We start from the raw sequence: 19000 nt of genomic DNA on the forward strand, positions 1-19000 counted from the left end.
ACCTCGGGAAGTCCTCACGTGGACAACACGCGATGCAGGCTCGGCATCGCCATTGAATTAGTGACGCCCCTCGCGAGCCAGCTTGCGGTAGCCGTGCTCTGTCATCCAGCGAGCGCGGGCAAGATGGGTGTCGTAGACGTGACGGGCTCGTTCGGGTTCGAGGTCAGCATCTAAACCAAAGAGGATCTTGACCGCCTCGTGCCAGTCGGCACCGTCCGCCGCCGCGTCAAGCAGGCGGATATACAGCTTCATGTGCTCGCGATCGTACCTGGTGAGCTCTTGGTTCTCTGGTGGCTGGTCCAGAAACGCTTCTTGTGTCACGCCGATCTCCCGCAGCCAGTCATCGCAGCGTCTGCATTATTGTCAGCAATATAGGCTGGCAGGTGAATGCGCGAGTGCACGAAGGCATCAGGTGATGCGCGCGGCGCATCGCCGCGCCGGTCCGTGAGCGGCTAGGACGAACCAGGGGAATCGATCTTCGCACGAACAAGCATCACTCCTTCCCCTTGGTCGGAGGACAGAAAGACGATACCGCTGCCCTCAAGGGTCCGGCGCACCTGATCGCGTGTCGTCTCGTACACCTTGAAGTCGTTCTCGGACTCAAGGCGCTTCAAAGCGGTCAGCGATACCAGGGCCTTCTCAGCGAGCGTCTCCTGCGTCCAACCAAGCAACGCGCGCGCGGCCCGCGTCTGTCGGGCGGTGATCATGCATGACCACCTCCTACAGACCCAAATGCGCACGCCAGAACTACGACTAAAATAGTCGTTCTTTGGTGATATGGCGAGAGAAAAGTGCCACGCGGAGCTGGCTTTGGGGAATCAAGCCCGAACTGATTCGGTCGCCCGAAAAGGGCTTGGCCCCGCCCGGTGTGTCCGGGCGGGGCGTTGTTCAGGCCGCCTACTCGCCGTTACGGCGGCTGGGGCGGGACCAGATGAGGCTGAAGCCTTCGCCTTCCTCGTCGTCGAAGAGGTTGGCGTAGATCGGAGCGTTGAAGCTCGGGTCATCGAGCTTGAGGCCGAGATAGTCGCGGCCCTCGTTGGAGGTTTTGGACCAGGCGGCGCCGATCTCGGCGCGGCCGACGAAGACGCGGTGGCTTGGGGCGTTCTCGCCGACCTGGCGGCTCTCGGGGACGATGCGGACGTTCTTGGTCTGAAGGCTCAGGGTGACGATCTCGCCGGTGAATTCGTTGCCGGACTTTTTGAAGGTGCCGATGGTCGCCATGGTAGTTCTCCTTGATCTCTGCTTCGAGCCCGCACCATTGCGGCCTCGATGGCGATCGACGGGCCGGAGGCGATCGACGCGGCATCGCTTGCGACCGCAGCGACAGCGGAGGATGGCAGTCAGGCGACTTTGTTGTCTCGCGAGGAATGACGGCACAGCCGGCAGGGGAAGAAAGTCGATCGGCGCCATTGCCGCATAGGCGATCGAGGCATAGCCGACCTTCGGTCAGATCAGGCCATTGATGAGGCCGTTTTGGAGCGGTCGACCTGCAAGAGGACCTCCAGCGAGAACATGGCGACCAACGTTCACTTCGAATAGCCGGCGTTGCCCTACTGCGCTCAGCCCGCCTTTCGACCATATCCGCGATGTCACCGGAATGAGCCTCCCAGGGAGAAGGCCGTCGTTGCATCTGCGATCGACAACCGCTCGAGGTCGTCATCGCGGTCAATGCCAGACGGGGTACTGCTCGGATCTGTGCAGTGCGGGTGCGAACCCCTTGGGCTTGAACGCTCTGTCCGTGACCCTGACGCAGCGAGGAGCGGCTTGGTAGTGATCCTCGCTGTCCTGGCCCTCAAGCTCCGGATGGCGCCTAGCCGCGAGCGACGCCTCGTATGGCTGGCTCGGGCGGTGCCATCGCCAGCAACCGAACCCAAGCGGCAATGCCGACGGCGATCGCGCCGACGATCGAGAAAGCGATTTGCCAGCCCACGGACGGTACAGCGAGCGTCGCAAGACCATGTGTCGCGTGATAGCCGGCAACCGATGCTGGTGCGGCAAAGAGGAGCGCGACCGCAAGACGAGCCCAGACCGGGCGAACGAATGTGAAGGTGAATTGGCCGACCGCGAGCGTCGCGCCGGCGGCGGCGATGGCGACGATGAACGCGCCGATCGGACCGGCTCCGGTGCCGTAGGCCCACACGCCCGTAGTCGCGCCTACGAAGAACGGAAGCGCGTAGACAGCGAGCGTGAACAGGAGCCAGCAAAGGAATCCGATGCCGGCGATGCAAATGAGGATGCCGAGGAAGATCATGGGTGGTGGTCTCCGTGAGAAAAGGACTGACGGTCGCGCCTCCACCACCACCACGGCGCAGTTTGAAGTATAGCCGACGATGAGCGGCGGCGGGAGCGGAAATCCGGCAGGGCTTCCGCTCCCGCGGCGAGGCTGCCCCCGTCAGGGGGCGAAAGGATCGATCTCGTGGACGATGGCGGCCGTATCGCCGTCGTATTCACTGGCGGGCATGACGCCGAGGCTGCCGTCGCCGGCCTGAAAGATGACGATAACGACCATGAGGGTTACAGCGAGGCTGAAGGCGAAGGCGTGAGCGTCGTTGAGTGACATTGTTCCGGCTCCTGTCCTTGGAGGCGGGAGACCATCCCCCGCGCGACTGGCGCCCGATGTGTCCAGCCCATGGCCGCAATCACCGCGGGGGCGAAGCCTCAAGGCCGCACGCTCGCGTAGCGGACCCTTTACGGGTTGATGGCATCAGGCCATGGGCCGGACCAAGGATCAGCGCTATTTGGAAGCGGGGGTGGTGTTCGCTGGCTCAGGAGCCGTTGTCACGAGCCCCAAAAGGCCCACTGCCCCTTCTGCAATCGGCGCGGGTGTGGCCGGTCCGATCGTTCTGGAGGATTTGTGTTCATGGCAGAATTCAAGGATCGCGATCTGCATTTAGTGAAGAAGGCGTTGGCCATCGCAGTGCTGGCGATCGAGCGACAGCCGGGGCCGTTTCAGTCAACATCGGATCAAAGCGATATGAAAGCGCTGCTGGATCAGATGATCGATGGCGATGTGGAACTGGAGTACTATGCACGCGCTGCCCGAATCGCGGTGACGGGAAAACCCGACTGAAAGCCGGTTTTCAGTGGAAATGGCGATACGGCTTTACGGAAATGCGGCGGCGCTCACGCGCCGCCCGTCTTGCGGAAGTCGTAGGGTTTGATGGTAGTGCATCAGTTTGAAATTTTAAAATGAAAAAGGCCGCTTTTGGAAGGCGGCCTGCTGGTGGCGGGAGTCGAACCCGCAGTCTACTGAAAGACATGGGGTTACCATGGCCTTACCATTTAGCCGAACGCCAGCTTTCCCAATCTATCAGGCAGCGCGCTTTTTGTAAGGGCCGCGCTTGCCCGGCTTCGGAGCTTCGGCGCGCGCATCGATCAAACCGACGATCCATTCCACATCGCGAAGGGTTTCCGAGACACCGGCCGCCATTGCCGGCGACATGCGAAGCGTCTTGTGAACTCGGCAAAAATTGTAGTGGCAGAAATAGAGCGACAGCATGTGCAGATGGTTGTCGATCTTTTTCGAGAACGCATTGGTAAGGCGCGTGAAGCGGCGATTGCCCATGCGGATATTGAGGTTCATGCGCTCAACGTATGACGTGCTGACATGCGCTATGTCCGGGTTGCCTTCGATGCGGTTTTTCTTGATGCCGGTGCAATCGGCTGGGCTGTAGCGGCCCTTGGCGCTGTCCGGTGATGCGCCGTAAATCTTGATCAACTGCGCATAGTCGACATCAGCACCAAAAGCGCCTTCGACAGCCTCTAGATATGCGCGGTGGCCGTCCGTGGTCATCTGGACGCGGTTGGCAAGGCGGGCCGCTACATCGTCCATGAAAGCCAGCGCATAGTCGCTGTCACGGCCACCGACGAGGTAGGAAATGATCATCTTGCTGTCGGCATCGAGCGCAGTCCATGTCCAAACATCGCCAGCGCCATCTACCTGCGTTTTCATGTTCGGAACGTTCTTCTGCTTTGCCGCGACAAATGCCCATATTTCGTCGCACTGGACCCTTTTGGCCTTCACGCCGCGCACGGTTTCATCGTGATACGCGGCGCAAGCCTCGCCAGCCTCAATCATCAGCTTTGCAATGGTGTTGAACGAGACATCCGTGACGCGTGCGGTTGATCGCATGGACGCGCCTTCCACCAACATGGAAAGGATTTGGATGCGCTTTGCGAGGGGCAGCTTGTTCATGCCCCTATTATCTGAACTTTTATGCTTAGTGTCAAGCATTAAAGTTCACATCACTTCACTACACGGAGGGGCGGCCTTCCGCTCGACACTTCTCCCAAAATGTCCGAACGGTACATCACGTTGAACTCGGGCTCTGTTAAGTGGAGGAGTGTAGAAAGTTGCTTCGTAGTGTATCCAAGCTTTTTCAGATGGAATGATACCATTTGACGTAGCAAGTTTGGCGATTCCTTGGGAGGTTCGTTTGGTTCCCGCTTTCGATAACCAAGTTTTCCCATTTCAATCCAAAACATTTTGCTTTGGTACGGAGTAATTAGCTTCAGGCGCGCCGCTCGCACTGCGAGGGACCCCATCGAAACTTTCCAGTAAAGTTTCAGATTTGCCAACTGCCTCAAATCGAACCTGCGGAGTTGCGGGCGAATTTCGCTGGCCGGCACCAAAAATGCGCCAGCGAACTCGTCGGCCTCGTCTTCCATTTCTTCGTCGCTTTTCACTTGTGCAGTGTGCAAAACCATATGCCCAAGTTCGTGCGCGAGCGTATGCCGTATGCGATCAGAAGGCGCGTTCACATTGACAAAAAACAGCACAGGCAAGCCGTCGATGCGCTGGCTCATTGCATCAATCAAATCGGTCCCGAAATCGCATGGAACTACCACGCCACCATTGTCTTCGAGCAATTCCATCATGTTTGGAATCGGGCCGGTGGGAAGCATCCACATTTCTCTAATGACGCGCGCCGCTTCTTCCGGCGTGACCGCAGTCCGCCCCTTGCCCTGATATTCATCCGGATTGATTTCAGGAATGAAGGCGTTCGTTCGCATCGAGAACGAGACAAGCATTTTCGAGATGTGGAGGCGTCGAATGTTCATTTCCGCAACGATGCGCGCCAAGGCTTTCGATGACAGTTTTTTCCGGCGCCGATAGTGGAAGGGCGGCATCCCATACGGTCGCCCCGGCTCAAAAAAGAACGACGGCAGAAACTTCAGCGAAGTCGCCAAATCTTCCACAAATTCGCGTGGCGGATCGGAAAACCCAGTCTCATATTTTGAAAGCGTCCCTTGGCCGACGCCCATGCGGTCGGCCAATTCCGCCTGCGTAAGCCCGCGCGCATCGCGCGCGAGGGTCATCATGTTGTGATTAAACTTTTCCATCTTACTTCAGAAAGCGCGGGCTTGCCGGGTCGCATCTATCCAAATTCGCTCACCGGAAACACGTTCCTCGCGCGGCACAATTGCCACACACCAGAGCGCGTCCCTACCTGCTGGCATCGCGATCTGCGACCGGACAAGGCCGGTGCCGGTCGCGTCCAATACATATCCAGCAGTGAGCCGGATCGGCGGCGATGGCAAACCTGGCAATTCCAATTGCCTATCGAAATCCTTGGCCTGTTTGGTCGGGTAATTTCGAGTTCGTCCATCCTCGTCCATCTTCTTAAGGCGAACGACGACGTCGGCATCCTCGAAGTGCCACAGTTTCAAGCCGCGTAGATCCATGGTTCTTACGCGAGGGCGGCCAATGAACCGCCGATCTCCCTCCGCCACCATATGCGCATACGTGCAGGCGGCTTGTGCACGGACATCATGTTCAATCAGGTCTTCTGGACGGTAGGAGCGATAACGCGAGTGCGCCGCGCGGGTAATCTCATCAAACTCGGATATGAACTCATCCCCGATGGCGTCGAGGATTTCCGTCATGCTGCGTTCAGGCATCGAAAGGCTCTCCTATGAGAGAGCTACAATGCGCGTGCGACGGACAGAAATCAAGAAAAATATTCCGAAAAATATTCCAGTGCGCCGACTATCCGCTGGTTTTCCAACGTTTTTGCGCCGCCTTCTTAGCGATCTCAGCGCGCCGCTCCGGTGTCATATTCTCGGCGCGCTTCTTCCCGCCCTTGGCTCCTAGCGCCTTTGCAGCGGGGTCTTTGCCGTCATCAATAACCGTGTCGTCTTGCTCGCCCGTCGCGATTTTGCCGATCATGACGGCCAAGCCGATGGCGTCAGCTGGGCGTTTCTGGCCTTTAGGTCCGGTGGGCATTGGATCCTCCATCGCGTTCGTAACGCATCGATACACGATTCACATCGACGTCCGGATGGGCGCGGAGAAATTCTTGGCGTACCTCAGAAGCACGAGGCCCAAAATTGCCGTCTTTGAACGGCTCAACGAGCCGTATAAGTTCTTCGCCGTCGACCGCAATGATCATTATGATTGAATTCATCGCGCTCCCTTCCCATGCTTTGCGCTAAGCATATAGGAGTTCGCGACGGACGGCGACAAGCGCGGGCTCAAATTTCAAACTGATGCACTACCGGTTTGATCCCGAGCTTGCGCGCCTTGTCGGCGAGGTTGTCCTGGATGCCGGTCCCTGGAAAGACAATCACACCGATTGGCAGGACGTCGAGCATGGCGTCGTTACGCTTGAACGGTGCGGCTTTCGCGTGCTTCGTCCAGTCGGGCTTGAAGGCGACCTGCGGCACGTTGCGATTGTCGGCCCACTTGGCTGCGATCAGTTCGGCGCCTTTGGGCGATCCACCATGCAACAGCACCATGTCGGGGTGCTTGGCGTGGACCTTGTCGAGCGTATCCCAGATCAGGCGATGATCGTTGAAGTCCAGCCCGCCGGTGAAAGCGATCTTGGGTCCGGCCGGGAGCATCACCTCGGTTTCTGCCCGTCGTTTGGCGGCGAGGAAGTCGCGGCTGTCGATCATCGCCGAAGTCAGTGTGCGATGATTGACCATTGATCCACTGCGCGGCCGCCACGATGATCCGGTGTGACGCTCGAAGTGTTCGGCGGCTTGGTCGCGCATCAACTCGAAGGCGTTTCGGCGCTCGATCATGGTCTGCCCCTCGGCGGTCAGGCGTTCCAGGTCGACCGACTTCACCTCGCTGCCATCCTGTTCGCGCTGGCTACGGCGCTGCGCCTGCTCGTTGTCGTCCAACTCGCGATCGATCCGGCCGGTGGCGCGGTGGAAGAGATTGACGGTCGACCACAGCAGATCGTCGAGGTCGGGCTCGAGGCGCGTGTCGCTCATGCTCACGATCAGGGCGTCGAAGATGTCGGCGATGGCGCCGGCGACGATGTTGCCTTCGGGGAGTGGTCGCGGGTCGGCTTCGTCCTGGAAGGGCCGGTAGCCATAGAGCTGGAGTTCAGAGAGGAAATGGTCGGTGGGCGATGAGGCGTGATGGGGCTCGAAGCCGGTGTCGTCCTGGTCGATGGTCATGGGATGCTCCTTCGTCGGATCAGCCGCGACCGTCGCGGCCTTCATGGCGACGAAGGAAGGCGGGCGGGCCGGGCCTGCACCCCGAGCGAAGCGAGAGGGCCAAGCCTTGGCGCTGGATGGCGAAGGCCGGCTATTTTGCCTCGCGATGCAAAGGCGGGCTTGCCCGTCGGCGGAAAATAGCCGGGCGCAGCCATTGCCGGTCCGGTCCGCTTGCCGTCCCGATCGCCCTCTCGGAAGGCCGTGGTCGTGGCTCTCTCCGATGGTGAGGTGCAACCCCGTGTTCGACGCAGGACCCTGGTCACGGGGCGCCGCTCACGTCGCCATGCCGACCAATGCCGGCTTCTCCATGAAGCGGGCGACATCTTCTGGTGCGATCTGAACCCGTGTGGCCGCTCGAAGCGCATCGATGCCGAGCGCACGGAGATCCTCATTGAAATCCCCGAGCCGTGGCGACAGGGTGATCGCCTCGATCCCGACCGCCTGCGCCCGTTCGACCAGGGCTGCCATCGCACGATCGCCGGCAGGATCGTCGTCGCGGGCGATGTAGAGCCGCCGCATCGTCGCCGGGAACAAGATGGCGGCGAGATGTGCAGCAGAGAGCGCCGCCACCATCGGCATGTGGGGTAGTGCCATTCGCAGCGACAGTATGGTCTCGATGCCTTCCCCGGCCGCCATGACTTGTGTAGCGCAGCCGAACCGGACGGCGTTTCCCAGAAGGTCTCCGATCGCTCGCCTCGGCGTGTCGATCGGCGCCTTGCCCCTTCCGTCAGGCGATAGCCATGTGCGGTGCGCCCCTGTGATCCGGTTGTCGAGATCGGTGACGGACGCGATCATCGCCGGCCAGGTCTCGGTCGGGCTGTGGGGGTCCGGACGATAGTAGCAGCGTGGATGGAAGTGCAGGGCTCCGGTTCCGTGCAAAGCCGTAATGCCGCGTTTTCGCAGATGCGTCTCCACGATGGAGCCCGTAATCGGCTGCGACATGGAAATCAGCCGCCGTGCTGATTCCGGCGATCCCGCCGGTGCGGACGACGGTCGGGGCCGCGGCTGAGGGTCGAGCTCGGGTCGGGGCAGGCTGAGGAAACGTCGGGCCTCGTCAACGACATCCTTGAAGTCGAGCAGGCCGCAGCTCTCGCGGATGACATCGAGCAGATCGCCATGCTCGCCGGTGGCGGCGTCGGTCCATTTGCCCGCCGCGCCCTTGCCGGACTCGGTGCCCTTCAGCCGGACGAACATCGAGCGGCCTGGATTGTTCTGGACGTCGCCGACCAGCCAGTAGCGGCCTTCGCGCCGACCGTTGGAGAGATATTCGCGGCAGACGGACTCGGCGTTACGACCGAGACGTTGCGCCAGATTGGAAGCGTCGCCAGCCATCATGCCGCCTCCCGTTCGGCGATCCGCGCGAGTGGATAGCGTTCGAGCACTTTCGCCAGAATGGCTGGGCCAGCTGCGTCAGTCGGCATGAACATGCGCAGCTTCCAGGAGATGATCTCGTGGAACAGGCCATAGGTGCGCAGGCGATCGCGCATCGTGTCGGTGAAGCCGGACAGTTCGATCCGGTTCACGCCCATGACACGGACCCGGCGAAGCTGGAGCCCCTCGGAGAGATCGAGGATAGTCTTGCCATCCATCAGCGCCGTGAAAGCGTCTTCGGGCCTCAAGGTGCTGCTGCCCGTTGCCGTCGCACCCGCGACCCAGGCGGATGAGACGCGCCGGCCGACGATGCGTTCGCCGTTGTCGGTCTGGAGCCGATAGACGCGTGTCGATTCATTCGGCAGACGTTTCCAGATTGGCAGCAGCAGCCCGGAGACGACATGGATGATGCTGTCGGTAAACGTCGGCACCTCGGTCAGTTCCAGCTCCCAGGCGTGAGCAAACGCCTGGCGGTCGGCTTCGACCCAATGGGTCTGCGGCATCATCGCCAGCGGCATGGCGGGGTGCTCCATCGGTCGGATGAGCCGGATGCGGCGTTCGACCTCGCCGTCGTCGAGCATTAGGCTGCTGGTCGGGACCTGCACGGCGGCGCGGCCCGACTGCCCATTGATGAGCAGCATCGCTCGGGGGTCGGTGAGGTGGTTCAGCGCTTGGTCGAGCGTGACCGGCCGGTTGCGCTCACGCCGGGTTATCGTGAGAAGCCGGGTATCGGCGGAGGTGCCCGGATGGGTGTAGATCGCCTGACGGTCGGTGACGACGAAGCTCTCGGCGGTCAGGGTCTCCAGCCCGACATCATAGACGCCCGACGCGATAGCCCCCTCGATGCGAGAGGACAGCAATTGCTCGAACGCCGTGAACAGGATGTTCTGCAATCGAATAGTGAGTGCCAGCAACCGGTTGAGGAAGGTCGTGATCGGCGGCAGCTCATCCTTGATGCCGCCCGAATCCATCAGTGACAGGCCGATCGCATCCTCGAACATCTGTAGCGGGCAGCCCTCGACCTTGCCCCGGACCAGCAACAGGTAGAGTTGGCGCAGTGCGTCGCGGGCATAGTGGCTCTCCAGATTGTCCTCGGGCCGGAACAGGCCCTGGCCGCCGGTCTGGCGCTGGCCCTTGGTGATGGCGCCGAGGGTGTCGAGCCGACGGGCGATGGTCGAGAGGAAGCGCTTCTCGGCCTTGACGTCAGTCGCGATCGGCCGGAACAGCGGCGGTTGCTGCTGGTTCGTGCGATTGGTGCGACCGAGCCCCTGGATGGCGGCGTCCGCCTTCCACCCCGCCTCGAGCAGATAGTGGACTCGGAGCCGCCGGTTCCGCACCGACAGTTCGGCATGATAGCTGCGCCCGGTGCCGCCAGCCTCCGAGAACACGAGGATGCGCTTGTCGTCGTCCATGAACGCCTGCGTCTCGGCAAGGTTCGCCGATCCGGCGCGGTTCTCGACGACCAGCCGGTCGACGCCGCCGACCCCGGTCTTGCGCACGATGCGCCGCGAGCGGCCGGTGACTTCGGCCACCAGGTCGGTGCCGAAGCGCTGGACGATTTGGTCGAGCGCCCCATGCACTGGCGGCAGGGATGCGAGCTTTTCGATCAGCCGGTCCCTGCGGTCGACGGCTTCGCGACTTTCGACGGGCTGGCCATCGCGATAGACCGGACGCGACGACAGGTTCCCCTCGCTGTCGGTGAAGGGCTCGTAGAGCTGCACCGGGAAGGAATGGGCGAGATAGTCGAGCACATATTCGCGAGGTGTGATGTCGACCTGGACGTCCCCCCAGTCCTCGGTCGGGATCTCGGCCAACCTGCGCTCCATTAGTGCCTCGCCGGTCGAGACGATCTGGATGACGGCGGCGTGGCCCTCTTCAAGATCGCGGTCGATGGACCGGATCAGCGAGGGCGTCTTCATGCTGGTGATCAGGTGGGAGAAAAAGCGCTGCTTGGCGCTTTCGAAGGCCGAACGCGCGGCGGATTTGGCCTGCGCATTGAGCGTGCCCGTCGAGCCGGTGATGTTGGCCGCCTGCATCGCCGCATCGAGGTTGTTGTGGATGATACCGAACGCCCCGGCATAGGCGTCATAGATGCGGACCTGTTCGTCGGTCAACGTGTGCTCGAGCAACTCGTATTCGACGCCCTCGTAGGAGAGTGACCGAGCCGCATAGAGACCGAGTGCCCGAAGATCGCGCGCGAGCACCTCCATCGCCGCGACGCCGCCGGCCTCGATCGCCTCGACGAACTCGGCCCGGGCAGCGAAGGGAAAGTCCTCGCCGCCCCACAGGCCGAGGCGCTGGGCATAGGCGAGATTGTGGACCGTTGTGGCACCGGTTGCCGAGACGTAGACGATGCGCGCGTTGGGCAGGGCGTGCTGGATCCGAAGGCCAGCGCGTCCCTGTTGCGAGGCGGCCTGGTCGCCGCGTTCTCCCTTGCCGCCGGCGGCGTTCTGCATGGCGTGGCTCTCGTCGAAGATGATCACTCCATCGAAGTCGGAGCCCAACCAGTCGACGATCTGTCGGACGCGCGAAACCTTCTCGTCGCGCGCGTCGGAGCGCAGCGTGGCGTAGGTGGTGAATAGGACGCCTTCCGCCAACCGGATCGCCGTGCCTTGGCGGAAGCGCGACAGCGGCGTGACCAGCAGGCGCTCCATGCCTAGCGCCGACCAATCGCGTTGAGCATCCTCGATCAGCTTGTCGGATTTCGACACCCAGACCGCGCGCCGGCGGCCTTTCAGCCAGTTGTCGAGCAGGATGCCGGCGACCTGGCGGCCCTTGCCGGCGCCGGTGCCATCGCCCAGGAACCAGCCCCGCCGAAACCGGACGGCGTTCTCGGCGTCGTCGCGCGCGGCCGAGACGAGGTCGAACGTCTCATCCACAGTCCATGATCCGGCGAGATGACCGGCATGGGCCTCGCCTGCGTAGATGACGCTTTCGAGCTGGGCATCGGACAACAGGCCATCGGTCACGACGTTGCCAGGCAGATGCGGCCGGTAGGTCGGCGTCGGCGGCGCGACCGAGGCCATGGCCGCCGACTGCACCAGCTTTGTGGGGTGAACCTGAGAGCCGGGAATACGGATCGCCTGCAATCCGTATTCCTCATAAAGCGCCTCGGTGATCCGGCCATTCTCGACCGGCTTCCAGTCGACGGTCTCATAGGCGAGTTCGACGCCTTCTGGCTCCGCCGTTCCCGCTGTACCAGAGGACGGGCGCATCGCGTAGGCGCGCACGGTTCGAGGGATAGCCAAGCCGATAACCGGCGCCACGGTGGCGGCGAAAGGCAGCCTCGGCGGGACAAGATCTGCGACCCAGCCGAGAAGCGTGGCGACGTCGGGCACGACGCCCGGTGAAGTCGGGAACACACTCGGATTGTCGGCCGGAGCCTTGTCGATCACGGTCAGGCGGGTGTCGATGGTGGTGCCGTGTTTGGCGTAGACCGCGCCATCGATCGCGGCCGAGAACACCACGCGCCCGCGCTCCTCCAGCCGAATGAAGGCGTCACGCCAGGATGGGTTGTCGGGCGAAAAACTCGCCCCGGTGATGGCGACGAGGCGGCCGCCATCGACAAGGCGCGACAGGCTCGACGCGATATGGCGGAGCGCCGCGTCCGCCATGCGACCGTCGACATTGGCCATCGCCGAGAACGGCGGGTTCATCAGCACGACACTCGGAACGAGACGCGGGTCGAGGTGATCGTCGATCTGAGCCGCGTCGAAGCGGGTGACGGTGATGTTCGGAAACAGTCGGCCGAGCAGCCCTGTGCGGGTCTCGGCCAGTTCATTGAGGATGAGCGATCCGCCGGCAAGTTCCGCCAGAATGGCGAGCAGGCCTGTCCCGGCCGAAGGCTCCAGCACGCGGTCGGCGGATGTGATCGCGGCTGCTGCGCTGGCGGCAAGTCCAAGTGGGATTGGCGTTGAGAACTGCTGGAACGCCTGGCTCTCTTCGGAGCGGCGCGTATGCGTGGGGAGAAGGCCCACGATCTTGGCCAGCATCGGCAGCGCGGCGGACGGAGACCCGGCTTTACGCAACAGCGTCTTTCCGTACTTGCGCAGAAAGAGCACCGTCGCCGCTTCGCAGGCGTCATATGCGGTCTTCCAGTCCCAGGCACCGGAGGCATCGGACGCTTCAAAGGCCGTCGCCATTGCGGTGCGCAGCACGGTCGCGTCGACACGCTGGCCGCGTTCGAGATGGGGAAGGAGAAGCCGCGCGGCTTCGGCGATGGCTGTGGCCGGATCGGCAACGGAGGCAAGCGGGAAGGACGCAGGCGCAAGGGCGGCCGCGAAAGCGTTGGCATTCGTCATGGAGGAGACCTCGGGAGAGCGGAAGGGATCGAGCCGGGCGGCGCTCTCTCTCGACCGCATCGGCTCAACCCGTCCCGGCCTTCCTCGTCCTCTCAGGCCGCGGCCCTGACGCCGCGCCACCACTCGATCCGCTCGTCGCGGCTGGCATTGGCGAGCCGGCGTAGAAAATCGCCGTGGCAGCCGAGCGGCGCGCAGAAGCAGACGAGATCGCGGCCGCGCAACTCGTCGAGCGCCCGCAGCAGATGATGCTGGTCTGCCAGCCAGCGCTCGTGCTTCGCAATGACGGCGGCACGGTCACCGTCGGGGCTGATCCGGAACGGATTGCCCCATTTGCTGCCGCGGCCAATGTAGACGGCGCCCACCGGCATGCCCGCTTTATGCTTGTTCAGCACGCTGCACATTGCATTCACCTCCCTAATCCCGTTGCGGCGATCTGTCGGCCGGGCGCGGTCAGGCGGCGCGGGTCACGCGAGGCCGAAGGACGATGCGGCAACGGCTCGCCCGTTGACCGGCGCGGCGCCGCGCTCAGACAGGACGAGCCGCCGCGGGATCAGGTCTGTGATGAGGATGGAAGAGTGTCGGACGGCGGCAAATAGGCGTCGTAGGGGTTGCCGTCAGCGAGATGGCCGAAGGGGTGAACATGAGATCCGCGCCGTCGCGGCCGACCGCACAGATGACGTAGCGAAGCTCGGCCGTCGCCGCGTCCTTGCATTCCAGCAGCGCGAGATTGCCGTCTGCTGCCGCGCGCAGGAGGGTCTGGAAATTCGCCCGGGCGTCGTCTGGAATGCTCATCGCCCAAGTCCTTTCCGGTGCGCGGCCGCCAGCCCGCCTCGTTGCGTGGGTTCGCCGTGGAGATCGGGGGCGGCCGCGAGGATGGCCTCGGCCTTGGCGATCGCTGAGCGCGCTCGCGGCACCCAGTACGGCAACTTCGGTGCTGACAAATCCGGCACATGCGCGAGTACCTTCAGGATGCCGAGGAGTGTCTGGAAGTGATCCGCCTTGCGGCGGAGCGTTTCGCCGAACTGTGAGGGTATCAGCAGTGCGGGTGCTTCGTAGGCTGCTTCCGCATCTTTCCAGATGCCGGATACGTAGGTCTCGCCGGCGGTTTCATAGTCGAGCTTTTCGCCCGACCAGTCGTCGTCTCCGACCGCGAGGCGACACGCCTGATCGATCGTGTCAGCCTCATAGGTGCTGTGCCGGTATGCAGGCAGGGAATAAGCCGTTTCGATGGTGAAGAGGGGCATGATGATCTCCTGAAACGAGAAAAGCCCGGCTGGTCCTTGTTCGCAGGGGGCCGGGCTTCGGATGGGATTGATTGGCGAGCGAGATGCGGGGCGACCGGGCGCCGCCCCGCGGTCGGAGGACTATTCAGCCGCGATCATACGCTGACGTTCCTCATCGGTGTCGGCTGCAACCTCGTCGTCATCGCCAGCGAGAAAACTGGGCAGCGCCTCGGCGTCGCCTTCAGTCGTCGGTTCGGTAACCGGCTCGATCTCGGCCAGCCGCAGCGGCTCCGGCAGCCAGCCGGTGCCGTCGAGCAGCCGTTCGGCCTCCTTCGCCATGTCACCCTTCTTCAGATGGTCGATCAGCTGCGCCGACTGCTCGCCCTTCGCTTCGCGCACAGCCTCAAGAATGCGGGGCTTGGTCACGCGGGAGAGGTAATTGTCGACGGTTGGCGTCCAGCCCGCCGCGACCATATCGAGGCCTACGGCTCGAGCCAGCACCTCGGCCTGGTCAAGCCGGCGCTGAATACCACTCGCCGACGGGCCGGCGCCGTAGCGGTCGGCCTTCTCGTAGAGTGCGTTCACGCCGGACGACGCGCAGTGAGCGAACAACGCCGCCTGTTCAGTGCCTTCGAGCGCGGCTAGCGTGTCCCAAAGGTCAGCCTGATCGCTGGGCAGGCGTTCCTCCCAGGCCCTATGGCGGGCATCGACGGCCTGGGCCGAGGCACTTTCCTTCAACCCGGGCCCCTGTTGCGCGAAGCCGACATTCCTGACGGAGATCTCCATGCAGACCGCGTGCGAGGAGTACCGCGAAAAAACGTCGAGGCAGAACTTGTGCAGCACGGCAAGGAAGGCCACGGAGGGTTCGTTGGCGAGCGCATCGCGCAATGCCAGCGTCCGATGCGCGGTCAGCTCGCTGATCAGGCGATCCGGAAGCGGCTTGATGACGTCGTCCTCGTCATCCTCCGGCTCGGCCTGGCCGCCGATGGTGATGACGGCGCGCTGGATGACCGGGGCAGTCGGATCGGATGCTTCGGGCGTCGCGCCGTCGGCATCCACTCCATCCCCGTCCACCGTCACAGGGGCCTCGTCCTCAGGGCGAACGTAGCCACGATTGACCGAGAGGTTGCCGTTGCTGTCAATGCTGATGAAGACGCCGGCGCGGGCGATCCCGGCTGGATCGTAGATAACGGGACGGTCATCGAAGGCGGCAAGCGCCGTCTCGATCTCGCCGAGCCGTTCGTCCACATCGTCCGGCAGTTCGTCGGCTTCCTCGTATTCCGCTTCGAGCTTGGCGTGTTCGGCGTTCAGCGCGTCGATCGTTGCCTGCTCCTCGGCTGTCAGGTGGGGAGACGTTCCCGCCAACTCGCGCAGTCCGTGGGTGTGTCCGTAAGGCGTCTCGACCGTGACGGAGATCCACTTCCAGCCTTCGGCGGCAATGGCCTCGGCCTCGGCTTTCAGCTTTTCGCCAACCAGACGGTCGAGCAGGGCGGCGTCCTCCAGCCAACCGCCATCGTCGCTTTGGAACAGATCGCGCATGACGACGCCGCCGGCTTCGGCATAGGCGTCAAGACCGACGAACTGCGCGCGCTTGTCGGACGTCCGCACCGTCGTCTCCGTCAGCATGCGGCGGATCTGATACGGTTCCTTGCTGTAGGAGCGCTGGAGGGCCTCCCAAACCTGCTCCTGACGGGCATGATCGCCAGTCACGGTGAACGCCATGAGTTGCTCAAGCGTGATGCCGTCCTTCGCGTAGAGGTCGAGCAAAGCGTTCGACACGGCCGCGAGGCGAAGGCGCTGCTTCACCACGTTGACCGAGACGAAGAAGGCGGCTGCGATGTCCTCCTCGGACTGCCCCTTCTCGCGCAGTGCCTGAAAGGCGCGGAACTGGTCGAGAGGATGGAGCCCGACATGCTGGACATTTTCCGCCAGGGAATCCTCCTCGGCCGAGGTAGCGGCGTTGGCGGGCTTCGGGATGCACGGCACCGGCGCGGCCTTGGCGAGGCGCTTCTGCTTGACCAGGAGTTCGAGCGCCCGATAGCGGCGGCCGCCGGCCGGAACCTCAAACATGCCGGTCTCGGCGCCATCGGCATCGAGCATCGGCCGAACGCTGAGGCTCTGAAGCAGACCGCGCCGGGCGATGTCCTCGGACAAGTCTTCGATCGAGATACCGGCCTTGACACGCCGGACGTTGGACTGGCTGAGCACCAGCTTGTTGAAGGGAATATCGCGCGAGGCACTGAGGATGATTTTCTGAACGGCGTTAGGCATGTCGGTAGTCTCCGCGACGGGCGCCGAGAGCCTCTCTCTCGACCCAAAACCCGTCATGAAAGACCGGCACTCCTCTCACTCTTCCTGCCACCGAACCGGGAAGCCGGAGAAGCGTATTCCCGGCTCCACGGTTCGGCGTAGCCAGCATCACGCAGCCTCCTGCTCGTCCTCTCCGGATGCTGCGGTAGCCGGCCGGTTGATGTTCGGCTTGAAGCCGAGGATGAATTCGGCGGCTTTCGACGCGGCGCTGGCGGCACGGACAATGGCGCGGTTGTCCTCACGCAGAACCTCCAGCCATGCACCGACGTAGTCGGCATGGCGCACCGTCGGCGCGATGGCGAGAGAAGCACAGACAAAGGCCCCGGCCATCTCCGCCACCAGTTCCTCGCGCGCATAGGATTTGGAGCCGAAGGAACCGGCCATGTCACGGCCGAGACGGGAAGGATGACCCGACCAGTGCCCCAGTTCATGGAATGCCGTGCGGTGCCAGTTGATCGGTTCGAAATAGGCGGCTGGAGGCGGGACCTGCACGAAGTCGTGCGGCGGGCTGTAGAAGGCGCGGCTGCCTCCGATCCGAAAATCCGCGCCGGTGGCCCGGATCAGCGCCTCTGCTTGCGGTTCGATCATGCCCGGCGGAGGTGGTGATGCTACGGCGGCGATGTCCTCCGGCAGGTTCTCGCATTGATCGGCGTTGAAGACCGTGAAGCGTTTGAGGAATGGAATCGCCTGTGCCTCGCCCCCGCTCTCACGGGCTCGTTTGCGCTCATCCTCGGGCACGAAGCGGTCGGCGAAGACGACGGTCGTACCGTGCTCTCCCTTCCTGACGTTACCGCCGAGGGCGAGCGCCTGGCGGAATGTGAGCCAGCTCTGGCCGCCGAATCCGTACTCAATGACCGCGCCCCACAGGATCAAGATGTTGATCCCAGAGTAGCGCCGGTGGGTCGACGCGTTTTCCGGCATGGCGAGCGGCGCCTTTGCCGCCGCGGTGCCCCAGGGCTGCACCCAGGGGATGCGTCCGGCTTCCAGCTCGGCGATGATCTTGTCGGTGATTTCCTGATAGAGGCCCGTCCGGTCATTGCCGGAACGGGCGCTAGCGGTGTTTCTGGGCATCGCGGTTCTCCGCGACGGGCGCCAGGAGCCTCTCTCCCGACCTTCAACCCGTCACGGCAAACCCGGTCCACACTCTCACTCTCATCGACCCGTCTCGATACCCACCGGCGGAAGGAAGGAACGTCGGCGTGACCGATCTCACGTCAGGGATGGAAGCCCGCATGGGGGAAGACCCGTCTCAGGCGGGGCTTCAGCTTTGCCGACAGCCCGGCCCCATCAGGGGGACGCTCAATCGAGCCCTCGAAAAACGACGAAAAGTCGCTAAGTTGAGGGTCATGTGCAACGACTTGTCTGATTGCGATACGTCCTTCAACCCTTCATTTTGAGCTTCTCAGCGTAGCGCTGCTGGCCGGCGAAGCGTGCCGCCAGACCTTTACCGCGGAGATCAGCAAAATCACCGCGAGCGCCGGCAACAGAAGGGCGTTTGGCACTATGCCCAGCAACAATCCACCGATGAAAGTTCCGACGATCGATCCCGCCGCCATAACAAGCAGAAGCGACTTGTTGCGGCCGAGAACGGAGAAGCTTTGATCGCGGCTATATCGCGTGAAGCCAACGAGCATTGTTGGCAGGCTGACCGCGAGGGACAGGCTTCCGGCGAGTTTGATATCCGCACCGAACAACAGCACCAGAGTTGGGATGAGCAGTTCACCGCCCGCCACGCCAAGAAGCGAGGCGACCACGCCGATGATGAAGCCGGCGATCACGCCCGTGACGAGTTGCGCCGACCCTGTCAAAAGAGGCTGGCCTGCAACGGCGTCATGACCGAGGACCAGCACGACGGCGATAGCGGCCAGCAGGGCGGCAATGACTTTGTAAAGCGTCTCGGATTTCAGCCGTGTGGCCCATCCCGCCCCGAACCAGGCTCCTACCAGGCTTCCGGCAAGCAGGTTGACCACAATGGGCCAGTTTTCAGCGATAGCACTGAAAGGCACGGTTCCCGCGCGGAACGGTAGAGCGGTCGCAACCACGACGAGGCTCATGGCCTTGTTGAGGATGACAGCTTCCAAGGCGGCAAAATTGAAAAGGCCGATAAGGAGCGGCAGACGAAATTCCGCGCCTCCGAGGCCGATCAGGCCGCCGAGCGCGCCAATGAGGGCACCCCCGCCGAAAGCAGCCGGGGCGCTGCGGGGAATGGCTGTGTTGGCCGAGCTGTCCATGCTCGATATGTATGCACGAACAGAACGGTTTGGATAGGAAGCCGACCCGTCGTCGACCAATCGGCAACCTGACGCCCCGCGAGGCTCTCTCTTGTCTACGAGGTCGATGCATTGA

General features: G+C 63.0%; 18 protein-coding genes, 1 tRNA gene and 1 pseudogene. 1 reads left to right on the forward strand and 19 read right to left on the reverse strand.

The annotated features are described in order from the left end of the window. Positions 1–57: 57 nt before the first annotated feature. The 5 genes from CKW40_RS30645 to CKW40_RS44020 form a co-directional block, all read right to left on the reverse strand. Positions 58–321, reverse strand: a complete 264-nt coding sequence (locus CKW40_RS30645) for a DNA -binding domain-containing protein (RefSeq protein ID WP_095203509.1) — start codon at positions 319–321, stop codon at positions 58–60. Between the two features lie 131 nt (positions 322–452). Further along, positions 453–707, reverse strand: a complete 255-nt coding sequence (locus tag CKW40_RS30650) for a helix-turn-helix domain-containing protein (RefSeq protein WP_095203510.1) — start codon at positions 705–707, stop codon at positions 453–455. A 190-nt stretch (positions 708–897) separates the two neighbouring features. Beyond that, positions 898–1221 (reverse strand): DUF736 domain-containing protein, encoded by a 324-nt coding sequence (locus tag CKW40_RS30655; protein ID WP_023760184.1) that lies wholly within the window; start codon positions 1219–1221, stop codon positions 898–900. Positions 1222–1810: 589 nt separating this feature from the next. Next, positions 1811–2251 carry a hypothetical protein gene (locus CKW40_RS30665; RefSeq protein ID WP_095203511.1) on the reverse strand — a complete coding sequence of 147 codons (441 nt, stop codon included), beginning with the start codon at positions 2249–2251 and terminating at the stop codon, positions 1811–1813. Positions 2252–2392: 141 nt separating this feature from the next. Beyond that, the gene (locus CKW40_RS44020; protein WP_179298175.1) at positions 2393–2560 is read right to left on the reverse strand and encodes a hypothetical protein; all 168 of its coding nucleotides are present in this window, start codon (positions 2558–2560) and stop codon (positions 2393–2395) included. A 300-nt stretch (positions 2561–2860) separates the two neighbouring features. On the opposite strand from CKW40_RS44020, the gene CKW40_RS30670 reads away from it, so the two are divergent. Beyond that, a complete protein-coding gene (locus tag CKW40_RS30670) occupies positions 2861–3070 on the forward strand; it encodes a hypothetical protein (protein WP_095203512.1) in 210 nt (69 codons plus the stop codon). 148 nt (positions 3071–3218) lie between these two features. Here the strand turns inward: CKW40_RS30670 and CKW40_RS44025 are convergent. The 14 genes and pseudogenes from CKW40_RS44025 to CKW40_RS30735 all read right to left on the reverse strand — a co-directional run bounded on the left by CKW40_RS44025 (position 3219) and on the right by CKW40_RS30735 (position 18885). Further along, positions 3219–3298 (reverse strand) — tRNA-Val (locus tag CKW40_RS44025). Positions 3299–3310: 12 nt separating this feature from the next. Continuing rightward, positions 3311–4195, reverse strand: coding sequence for an IS1 family transposase (locus CKW40_RS30675; RefSeq protein WP_095203513.1), 885 nt, complete (start codon positions 4193–4195; stop codon positions 3311–3313). Positions 4196–4245: 50 nt separating this feature from the next. Next, entirely contained in the window at positions 4246–5343 is a 1098-nt protein-coding gene (locus CKW40_RS30680) for an ImmA/IrrE family metallo-endopeptidase (RefSeq protein ID WP_095203514.1), read from the reverse strand. A gap of 6 nt (positions 5344–5349) precedes the next feature. After that, a complete protein-coding gene (locus CKW40_RS30685; RefSeq protein ID WP_143748396.1) occupies positions 5350–5901 on the reverse strand; it encodes a hypothetical protein in 552 nt (183 codons plus the stop codon). A gap of 88 nt (positions 5902–5989) precedes the next feature. Beyond that, positions 5990–6226 (reverse strand): RNA-binding protein, encoded by a 237-nt coding sequence (locus tag CKW40_RS30690; RefSeq protein WP_095203556.1) that lies wholly within the window; start codon positions 6224–6226, stop codon positions 5990–5992. A 248-nt stretch (positions 6227–6474) separates the two neighbouring features. Next, entirely contained in the window at positions 6475–7410 is a 936-nt protein-coding gene (locus CKW40_RS30695) for a DUF2493 domain-containing protein (RefSeq protein WP_095203557.1), read from the reverse strand. 312 nt (positions 7411–7722) lie between these two features. Continuing rightward, positions 7723–8781: a DUF7146 domain-containing protein gene (locus CKW40_RS30700; protein WP_439331014.1), complete on the reverse strand. Its 1059-nt coding sequence runs from the start codon at positions 8779–8781 to the stop codon at positions 7723–7725. Next, complete coding sequence (locus CKW40_RS30705) at positions 8781–13121, reverse strand: bifunctional class I SAM-dependent methyltransferase/DEAD/DEAH box helicase (protein ID WP_095203517.1); 4341 nt, start codon at positions 13119–13121, stop codon at positions 8781–8783. The genes CKW40_RS30700 and CKW40_RS30705 overlap by 1 nt, the downstream gene beginning before the upstream one ends. A 92-nt stretch (positions 13122–13213) precedes the next feature. Further along, positions 13214–13522 (reverse strand): DUF4326 domain-containing protein, encoded by a 309-nt coding sequence (locus CKW40_RS30710; RefSeq protein WP_095203518.1) that lies wholly within the window; start codon positions 13520–13522, stop codon positions 13214–13216. 149 nt (positions 13523–13671) lie between these two features. Continuing rightward, a pseudogene (locus CKW40_RS30715) lies at positions 13672–13913 on the reverse strand (DUF6117 family protein). Then, positions 13910–14365, reverse strand: coding sequence for a hypothetical protein (locus CKW40_RS30720; protein WP_095203519.1), 456 nt, complete (start codon positions 14363–14365; stop codon positions 13910–13912). Before CKW40_RS30720 ends, CKW40_RS30715 begins: the two are co-directional and overlap by 4 nt. A 120-nt stretch (positions 14366–14485) precedes the next feature. Then, on the reverse strand, positions 14486–16615 hold the full coding sequence (locus CKW40_RS30725; RefSeq protein WP_095203520.1) for a ParB/RepB/Spo0J family partition protein: 2130 nt from the start codon (positions 16613–16615) through the stop codon (positions 14486–14488). A gap of 147 nt (positions 16616–16762) precedes the next feature. Then, on the reverse strand, positions 16763–17725 hold the full coding sequence (locus CKW40_RS30730; protein ID WP_095203521.1) for an ArdC family protein: 963 nt from the start codon (positions 17723–17725) through the stop codon (positions 16763–16765). A gap of 317 nt (positions 17726–18042) precedes the next feature. Then, entirely contained in the window at positions 18043–18885 is an 843-nt protein-coding gene (locus CKW40_RS30735) for a sulfite exporter TauE/SafE family protein (RefSeq protein WP_095203522.1), read from the reverse strand. Positions 18886–19000 lie beyond the last annotated feature (115 nt).

The organism is Mesorhizobium carmichaelinearum (genome assembly GCF_900199455.1).
GTDB lineage: Bacteria > Pseudomonadota > Alphaproteobacteria > Rhizobiales > Rhizobiaceae > Mesorhizobium > Mesorhizobium carmichaelinearum.

Coding starts and splice junctions, on each gene's coding strand:
- CKW40_RS30735 (WP_095203522.1), bottom strand. CDS start 18,885: ATGGACAGCTCGGCCAACACAGCCATTCCCCGCAGCGCCCCGGCTGCT.
- CKW40_RS30725 (WP_095203520.1), bottom strand. CDS start 16,615: ATGCCTAACGCCGTTCAGAAAATCATCCTCAGTGCCTCGCGCGATATT.
- CKW40_RS30730 (WP_095203521.1), bottom strand. CDS start 17,725: ATGCCCAGAAACACCGCTAGCGCCCGTTCCGGCAATGACCGGACGGGC.
- CKW40_RS30675 (WP_095203513.1), bottom strand. CDS start 4,195: ATGAACAAGCTGCCCCTCGCAAAGCGCATCCAAATCCTTTCCATGTTG.
- CKW40_RS30680 (WP_095203514.1), bottom strand. CDS start 5,343: ATGGAAAAGTTTAATCACAACATGATGACCCTCGCGCGCGATGCGCGC.
- CKW40_RS30690 (WP_095203556.1), bottom strand. CDS start 6,226: ATGCCCACCGGACCTAAAGGCCAGAAACGCCCAGCTGACGCCATCGGC.
- CKW40_RS44020 (WP_179298175.1), bottom strand. CDS start 2,560: ATGTCACTCAACGACGCTCACGCCTTCGCCTTCAGCCTCGCTGTAACC.
- CKW40_RS30650 (WP_095203510.1), bottom strand. CDS start 707: ATGATCACCGCCCGACAGACGCGGGCCGCGCGCGCGTTGCTTGGTTGG.
- CKW40_RS30685 (WP_143748396.1), bottom strand. CDS start 5,901: ATGCCTGAACGCAGCATGACGGAAATCCTCGACGCCATCGGGGATGAG.
- CKW40_RS30655 (WP_023760184.1), bottom strand. CDS start 1,221: ATGGCGACCATCGGCACCTTCAAAAAGTCCGGCAACGAATTCACCGGC.
- CKW40_RS30705 (WP_095203517.1), bottom strand. CDS start 13,121: ATGACGAATGCCAACGCTTTCGCGGCCGCCCTTGCGCCTGCGTCCTTC.
- CKW40_RS30670 (WP_095203512.1), top strand. CDS start 2,861: ATGGCAGAATTCAAGGATCGCGATCTGCATTTAGTGAAGAAGGCGTTG.
- CKW40_RS30695 (WP_095203557.1), bottom strand. CDS start 7,410: ATGACCATCGACCAGGACGACACCGGCTTCGAGCCCCATCACGCCTCA.
- CKW40_RS30665 (WP_095203511.1), bottom strand. CDS start 2,251: ATGATCTTCCTCGGCATCCTCATTTGCATCGCCGGCATCGGATTCCTT.
- CKW40_RS30700 (WP_439331014.1), bottom strand. CDS start 8,781: ATGGCTGGCGACGCTTCCAATCTGGCGCAACGTCTCGGTCGTAACGCC.
- CKW40_RS30710 (WP_095203518.1), bottom strand. CDS start 13,522: ATGTGCAGCGTGCTGAACAAGCATAAAGCGGGCATGCCGGTGGGCGCC.
- CKW40_RS30720 (WP_095203519.1), bottom strand. CDS start 14,365: ATGCCCCTCTTCACCATCGAAACGGCTTATTCCCTGCCTGCATACCGG.